At 30.0% G+C, this 7,740-nt stretch carries 8 protein-coding genes and 1 pseudogene; 3 read left to right on the top strand and 6 right to left on the bottom strand.

The window, feature by feature from the left end; all coding sequences use genetic code 11:
- From GPX08_RS04215 to GPX08_RS04205, 3 genes are all read left to right on the top strand, one after another.
- The coding region (locus GPX08_RS04215) for a transposase (RefSeq protein WP_156625597.1) at positions 1 to 157 on the top strand (157 nt) is incomplete at its 5' end.
- Positions 158 to 477: 320 nt separating this feature from the next.
- Positions 478 to 1,689, top strand: a complete 1,212-nt coding sequence (nhaA, locus tag GPX08_RS04210; protein WP_156625596.1) for a Na+/H+ antiporter NhaA — start codon at positions 478 to 480, stop codon at positions 1,687 to 1,689.
- A 199-nt stretch (positions 1,690 to 1,888) separates the two neighbouring features.
- Positions 1,889 to 2,419 (top strand): hypothetical protein, encoded by a 531-nt coding sequence (locus GPX08_RS04205; protein WP_156625595.1) that lies wholly within the window; start codon positions 1,889 to 1,891, stop codon positions 2,417 to 2,419.
- A gap of 67 nt (positions 2,420 to 2,486) precedes the next feature.
- Here GPX08_RS04205 and ltrA read toward each other — a convergent pair.
- From ltrA to GPX08_RS04175, 6 genes and pseudogenes are all read right to left on the bottom strand, one after another.
- Positions 2,487 to 3,699 (bottom strand): annotated as a pseudogene (gene ltrA / locus GPX08_RS04200) (group II intron reverse transcriptase/maturase).
- Between the two features lie 832 nt (positions 3,700 to 4,531).
- On the bottom strand, positions 4,532 to 4,942 hold the full coding sequence (locus tag GPX08_RS04195; RefSeq protein WP_156625594.1) for a PTS mannose/fructose/sorbose transporter subunit IIB: 411 nt from the start codon (positions 4,940 to 4,942) through the stop codon (positions 4,532 to 4,534).
- 13 nt (positions 4,943 to 4,955) lie between these two features.
- Positions 4,956 to 5,369, bottom strand: a complete 414-nt coding sequence (locus tag GPX08_RS04190; protein ID WP_156625593.1) for a PTS mannose transporter subunit IIAB — start codon at positions 5,367 to 5,369, stop codon at positions 4,956 to 4,958.
- A gap of 96 nt (positions 5,370 to 5,465) precedes the next feature.
- Positions 5,466 to 6,518, bottom strand: a complete 1,053-nt coding sequence (locus GPX08_RS04185) for an alcohol dehydrogenase catalytic domain-containing protein (protein WP_156625592.1) — start codon at positions 6,516 to 6,518, stop codon at positions 5,466 to 5,468.
- Between the two features lie 35 nt (positions 6,519 to 6,553).
- Positions 6,554 to 7,024, bottom strand: coding sequence for a PTS mannose/fructose/sorbose transporter subunit IIB (locus GPX08_RS04180; RefSeq protein WP_156625591.1), 471 nt, complete (start codon positions 7,022 to 7,024; stop codon positions 6,554 to 6,556).
- A gap of 31 nt (positions 7,025 to 7,055) precedes the next feature.
- The gene (locus GPX08_RS04175; RefSeq protein WP_156625590.1) at positions 7,056 to 7,724 is read right to left on the bottom strand and encodes a ribulose-phosphate 3-epimerase; all 669 of its coding nucleotides are present in this window, start codon (positions 7,722 to 7,724) and stop codon (positions 7,056 to 7,058) included.
- Between the last annotated feature and the right edge of the window lie 16 nt (positions 7,725 to 7,740).

Raw genomic sequence — 7,740 nt, 5'->3', positions numbered from 1 at the left:
TAACTCTTTTGAAAAGGCGAATAACCTAATTTACTTATTTATCTTTCACTATAACTTTATTAGACCACATGGATCATTAAATAACTGTACTCCAGCAGAAGTTGCCGGCTTCGCTAGCGATAGCTTTGCTAAAAATTCTTGGTTTTCAGCTGCTTAATTAAACTTAACACCTTTATTTAACCTGCAAAAATCAATTTTATTGCAGGCTTGTTTGACATGCAATAAAATATTCAAACTTATATAATTTTCAAAGAGCAAGCAATTCTATGAAAAATAAAGCTATCTTTTCATATCAGCTTAACAGATTCAAATTTCAATATAATTTTCCATAATAGCACAGTTAATTATAACAAATATAGTAAGCAATTGGCTAATAACTCCTAATTTATTATATTATCCTTGTATTAATTCCAAACATATGCTATGGTAGATATTACGCGTAAAAACATACTTGGCCATCGAAAAGAGGTATTTATAATGAATTTTATGGATACTAAGGTATCTTCAAAATTGCATACTATAATAAAATCGGAAATACTACCATGTACATTGTTGTTAATGGCAACAATCATATCTTTAATTATTGCAAACACACCATTTAAAGATTTATACAATTATTTATTTAATGATATTAATATATTTTTTAATATGAATCTAAATACATTCATTAATGATTTTTTAATGGCTGTATTTTTTTTAGTTGTTGGTTGTGAAATAGAAAAAGAAATTGTTAGTGGAAGCTTATCACAAATTAAAAAAGCAGCCTTCCCTATTGTAGCTGCCCTTGGTGGAATTGTAGTTCCTGCCACAATCTATTTCTTATTAAATAGAAATAGTGAATTTTTAAGTGGTTTAGGTATACCTATTTCTACTGATATTGCATTTTCACTTGGTGCTTTTATGATATTTAAGAATAAATTAAATGATTCATCAAAAATCTTCTTGCTTACTGTAGCAATTGTTGATGATTTAATTGCAATCATTATAATAGGACTTTTTTATTCTAATGGAATATCATTTTTACCATTATTAATTGCTACAGGTATATTTGTGCTATTACTAACATTAAATAAGGTTGATAAAACTCATAATCTAGTTCCATATTTTATTTTAGGATTATTTTTATGGTTTTTCATATATATTAGTGGAATAAACCCAACAATAAGTGGTGTATTATTAGCAATTGCTTTGCCAATTAATAGATCCACTATATCAAGGAAAAGGAGTGCATTAGAAAGAACTGAGAATGCACTTTCACCTTATGCAAATTTAATAATATTACCCTTATTTGCATTATCCAATACCGCCATAACTCTTAGTGTAAATGAATTTCCAAAAGGTTCCCTTGCTGTAGCACTAGGAATAATACTTGGCTTAGTTATTGGAAAACCATTAGGGATTATGTTATCCACATCAATAGGTACAAAATTAAACTTAATTGAAAAGCCAAATGATATTTCTTGGAGCAACTTGTATTCTGTTGGAATGCTCGCTGGTATTGGCTTCACTATGTCCATATTTGTTTCTGAAATTGCATTTGCATCAAATTTACAAATGTTGAACTTAGCTAAAGTTTCAATTTTACTATCTGCAATGATTACATGCTTAATAGCTGCCATAGCTATTAATTACAATATTAGCTTTTTTAGCATCCTAACCAAGGCAAAGAAATTAGTAAAAGTTTCTTAAATAAATTAGATAGATTATCTAAAAAAGAGTTAGCATTACACTAACTCTTTTTAGATTAATTGTACTATTTTTTATCTAATCCGCACATCAATCTTCTTAATAATATCACTTCATATTCTCAAAAGTTCTACCTGATTAATTTTCCATTTATTTCAACTTCATATGTAATATCTTTATTATTACAGGAGGATTTATTTTTATGAAGCAACCAAAAAGGGTTATTATTATAGTTTTATTACTCTCTATAGCAACAACACTATATTTCTATATTCCTACTAGAATTACTCCTAAACAGAAGTTATCCCTAGATGATATAAAAATTAAAGTTCATCTACAAGTAATAACAGGCCCTCTATATTATTTAAAGTATGATAAAGATAAACTTTGGAGCACCATAAAAGATTCTTACCCGGATGCTAATCCAAAATATATAAAAATTACAGGTAACACCCCTAACTTTGCTGTAAATGATCCTGTTTCACTAGGAGACTTCTATGTATATGGACATGTTATTGGAACCTATAATGACCCTACTGAAGGTGAAATTCCACTGTTTAATGTGAAGTATTCTGATGCACGTCTTGAACCAATATTTAGAGACGATACATTTATAGGTAAATCCTCAACACTTACTTTTCTTATTTTACTTCTTCCTATTGTAACTTTAGTTTTATTAATACTATTTATCCCTATCCTTTTCAAAGAATATAATCGAGTAGGAGGTAGATAATTATTTTTATCTACCGACCTCTCACACCACCGTGCATACCGGCCTGGTACACGGCGGTTCTTTAAGTTTAATGAATTTTAATATATTGACGCGTTAGGCTTTTCAAGCCTAGTTCGTTAAAGAATTGATTTGTTAGTATAGTATTTAATATAACAATATTTGCTACTCGCCAGTATCCTTTACGGGTATTGGCGAATTTTATTGCTTGATAGTGACTTAATCCTAATTTCTTAAAGTTTTTATATTTTGTTTTAACCTTTTTCCATTGTTTCCATATACACATTCTTAATCTTTGTCTTATCCATTTATCCAATTGCTGAACAATGCCTTTGCATTTTGCTATGCCGTAATAATTGATCCATCCAATATTAATTTGATTCAATTTAATTATTCTTTGTTCTAAAGTCATCGGCTTCGACCTAGATAGTATTTCTCTAATTTTATCCTTATATCGTTTTAATAATTGTTTAGATATAGTAGGGCAGGCTTTCCCAAAAGATAGTATTATTGTAAATCCTAGAAACTTTCTTTTCCACGGTCTCTCTACTGCACTTTTACTTCTATTTACTTTTAATTTCAATTTACCTTCTATGAAATTTGTTACATTCTCCATAACTCTTTCTCTAGCTCTCTTACTCTTAACGTAAATATTGCAATCGTCAGCGTAGCGACAGAATTTATGTCCTCTTTTTCCTAGTTCCTTATCTAATTCATCTAGCATTATATTAGATAGAAGTGGACTTAATGGACCACCTTGAGGGGTTCCTTCATCATTTGTAATTACTATTCCGTTAATCATTATTCCAGATTGAAGATATTTTCTTATTAGCATCAATACTCTCTTATCTTTTATATTCCTTGAAAGTTTATACATAAGTATATCGTGGTTAACTTTATCAAAGAATTTCTCTAGGTCTATATCTACGCCCCATCTATAACCTTCATTAATATAAGTTTCTACTTTTTGTATAGCATCTTTCGCCCTTCTTCGAGGACGGAAACCGAAACTATTTTCTAAAAAGTTCTCGTCATAAATATAATTTAACTCTTGAGCAATTGCTTGTTGAATAAACCTATCCAAAACTGTTGGTATTCCTAATAATCTGGTTCCACCACTAAGCTTTGGTACTTCAACTCTTCTAACTGGCATTGGTTTATACTCATTATATTAGAATACTTTCTTTTATTGATAACCAATTATCTTTAAGAAATTGTCTAAGTTCATAGACTATCATTCCATCGACTCCATGGCTACCTTTATTTGAAATTACTCTTTTCATTGCTAGAAGTAAGTTTCCTCTTGTTAATATTCTTGTTAATATTCTTTCTAATGATCCATATTCAAATTCACTTGTTTCTCTATTTGAAGTTGCCGAGAATCCTCCATGCACTCTTTGCTTATCTTCAAGTTCCACTCTATTTTTAGCACTAGAGCCTAAATATTTAGTTTTCTGCAATCTTTGATTATTCTGCGAAACTTTCAAATTTCAAAACCTACTTAAAGTTCAGTCCTTCATCCGCTATCGCGATTAGCGGAGTTACTATGACCTCTGCTGACTTCTGATAGTTCAGCTATATATCTCTATACAGGTTATTGCTTTAGAAATTCATCTTTATTAGCAATGTATCTATCAGCCCTCCCCAGGTAAGAACAACAACCTTCATCTCATATATCTGCCACGTTTACTCCTAAAGTTTTGGGTAGTGTTAGACTTTATTTTGATTTGCAAACTTGTCCGACCTTAGTAAGCCTTATATGTAGTTCGTATCCCTCAGACCAAGATTTTGCCTCCGAATTCCTTCAGATTTCACTTCACAATGGACACCCTTGTCATTGGCTAGTGGTTCCCACTACCAAGCCCACAATAGACTTTCACCGTCAAGTTGTTGCCCATGCTGGGCACACAAAAAAGATGACTCCTGTTCAATACAGAAATCATCTTCTTTGTGCATAACACTCTTTTTTTATAATGTCCTTGACATAGGTGTCAGAATAAAAAGCTTGTTCTTTTTATTCTAGATGCTTATCATTTACCTTATATAAAATAATATTTTATAAATATTTACATATATTTATACCTTTATCATCAGGAATAATTCTTATCCTTATACTTACACCACTATTAATAACTTTTTTAATATATCACATTCTTCAGTATATGCTGATATATTTTTGTATAAATGAGCCCAATCTTTTCTAGTGCTTATCCCCCCAATAATTATCTCTCCAAGCTTAATACTAAGTTCTATTAATTTATATATAGTAAATGGATTTTTAACTAAAATCATTAATCTCTTACTATCATCTATACATATGTATTCTATAGCTTCGCTTATATTACATCTATGAATTTTTATTCCTGTAGGAACTGCCGCCTTAAATATTACTTTAAGAAACTCATCTTTATAAACATTATCGTCTACTATTATTATTTCATTACACTTAGTGTGCTTAACCCAAGCTGTCATAACTTGTCCATGAATTAATCTATCATCAACTCTAGTTAACAAGATATGTTTCATATATATTACCTCTTTATTTTCTATTGCTCATTTCTTTAAAAAGCTCTTTTATACCATTTTTCCCTATATCCATAACATATTCTGAAAGATCTTCTAAATTCATATTATCTCTACAAGTTAATGCTTCAATTAACATAGGTAAATTCACTCCTGAAATTGATTTATAATCATGCCCTTTCAGCTCAGCATTATTTACTACTGTGGAGTTGAAAGGAGTAGCACAATATAAATCAGAAAATACTAAAACTCCGTCTCCGCCATCAAGTTCAATAATACAATCTAAAACCTTTTTATTAAAATCATCGATACTATCACCATGATATAAACCTAATGTAGTAAACTTTTCTAGCTTACCAACTATAAGTTCAGTGCTATTTTTTATACCCTCAGCAAAATCTCCATGTGTTACTAATAAAATTCCTATCATTATTTTCCCCTTTCTTTAATTCAAATAAATTATTTCAACTGCTATAAGGGAAAGCTGTCCATACAGACAGCTAAGCCTATGTTAAAATACAATTAACTAATTTTCTTCTTCACTATATATAGCCTTACAAATAGTAATTTCTCTACTATATATTTTATCAAATAGATCCTTTAAATTTTTTAATCCAGATTTATGAGTTATTAAATCTGCTACTTCTAATATTCCTTCATCAATCATATCTACAGTATATCTCCATTCATTAATTGGAGAATTTAAATAGTAAGAATTCCACACTCCTGTTAATACAATTTCTTTTCTTAAAATGTCACTATGGTTTGAAAGCTTTATATTTGTATCTTGATGAGGATTCCCTAATAAAGATATTCTTCCAAAAGTTTTAACACACTCGATAGCTGTATTTAATCCACCTGAACTACCAGTTCCTTCAATAACTAAATCAGCTCCACGCCCACCTGTAAGTTCTTTTACTATTTTAGGACAATCTTCTTTAATGGAGTTAATTACTTTAAACCCTCTATCCTTAGCAAAGTCAACTTTAATATCAGAGATATCTACTAAAACAACTTGTTTTGCACCAAATATCTTCGCCCATCTTCCCATCATAATGCCTATTGGTCCTGCACCAAGAATTACTATTGTTTCTCCTGCTTTTAAGTCACCTTTTCTAATAGCATGTTGGGCAACTGTTGCTGGTTCTACTAGAGATAATTCTTCTTTAGATACATCCGGATTATTTGAAAATATTAAATGCCATTTAGATGGAACTAAACAATATTCAGCAAACCCCCCATCACTTCTTGAACCTAAATAATTATAATTGCTACATTGTGCATAGTTTCCAGTTTTACAACTATCACATTCCATACAAGGTATTAAGGGAAATATAGCTGCTGTTTTTCCTAATAATTCTTTATTATCTTCCTTTCCAACTTCTACTACTGTTCCAGAAAACTCATGTCCAGTTATTACTGGATAAACTCTAGTTCCAAGCTCATAAACTCTAGGAATATCAGAACCACAAATTCCACAAGCTCCAACCTTTACTAATATTTCATCACCCTTTGGAATAGGTTTTTCTACATCATCGTAAGTAAACTTATTTATTTCATGTAATCTCATTGCTTTCATAAATATATACTCCTTATTCTACTACTATAACTTTCTTAAATTATGTTTTTTAGATCCACTACTCTTTCAGCTGGAATAATTTGAATTTTAACTTCTATACCTTTATTAATAAAATCTTTTAGTACATTACGTTCATCCTCTGTAGCTGATATATTTTTAAATAATGTCTTTCGACCATTATTCATTCCCATACCTCCTATATTAATTGAAGATAAAGGTATATTATTATCTACTAAAGTTTTGTATGCGTATGGGGATTTAGCAAGCATTATAGTTGGTACAGCTAATCCTTTATTAAGTGTTTCTACTGCTTTTTCTTCACTTAAAACTTCAACTTCTACTCCACTTGGTGCTGCTAATTCTAATACACTAATCATAAATTCATCCTTTGCAGCTTTATTATCTACAATTATTATTTTTTTTGCAGGCATAACCTTCATCCATGCAGTCATAACTTGTCCGTGTATAAGTCTATCATCTATTCTAGCTAATAATAAATTTTCCATTATAATCATCCCTTCACAATTCATAATTCCCCTATATTTCTACTTTTTCTATATTTTTAATGTATTTATAATACTCTTCTTCAAATGTATCTATCGATTTCATTATGCTTGATGTTCCAACTACAAAACCGTTTGCACCAGCCTTACGCATAATTTCACTATTTTCAAATGTAGTATTTCCATCTACAAAAACATCTATATTTCTTCCATTCACTAATTCAACTATTCTTCTGATTTTTTCTGGTGCATTAGGTACCATCTTTTGGCCTGCAAATCCAGGATTTACAGTCATAAGTGTTACATAATCAATAAGATCAATAGATTCTTCAATAAAGCTAATTGGAGTCCCTGGATTAATAACTAATCCTGCTAAGCAGCCCTTATCCTTTATTGATTGTAATAGTCTATATGGTTGAGCAGTTGTCTCTGGATGAAATGATATTCGATCCCCACTTTGAACATTATAATACTCGATGTAGTCTTCAGGATTATATGCCATAAAATGTAAATCAACTGGTAAGTTTGATAATCTCTTTATATCTTTATATACTGTAGTTCCCAACATAACATTTTTCACATAATGTCCATCCATAATATCAAAATGAATTGAGTCTAATTTTACTTTTTCAAAAAGCTCTATATAAGGTTTATACTCTTCAACCTTACAACACATAATTGATGGTGAAATCTTTATTTCCATTTCTATCATTCCTTTC

Source organism: Clostridium tertium (assembly GCF_902652255.1).
In the GTDB taxonomy this organism is placed as follows: domain Bacteria; phylum Bacillota; class Clostridia; order Clostridiales; family Clostridiaceae; genus Clostridium; species Clostridium tertium_A.
The sequence above is the reverse complement of the archived record's forward strand: the minus strand, read 5'-3'. Positions and strand labels throughout refer to the sequence as shown.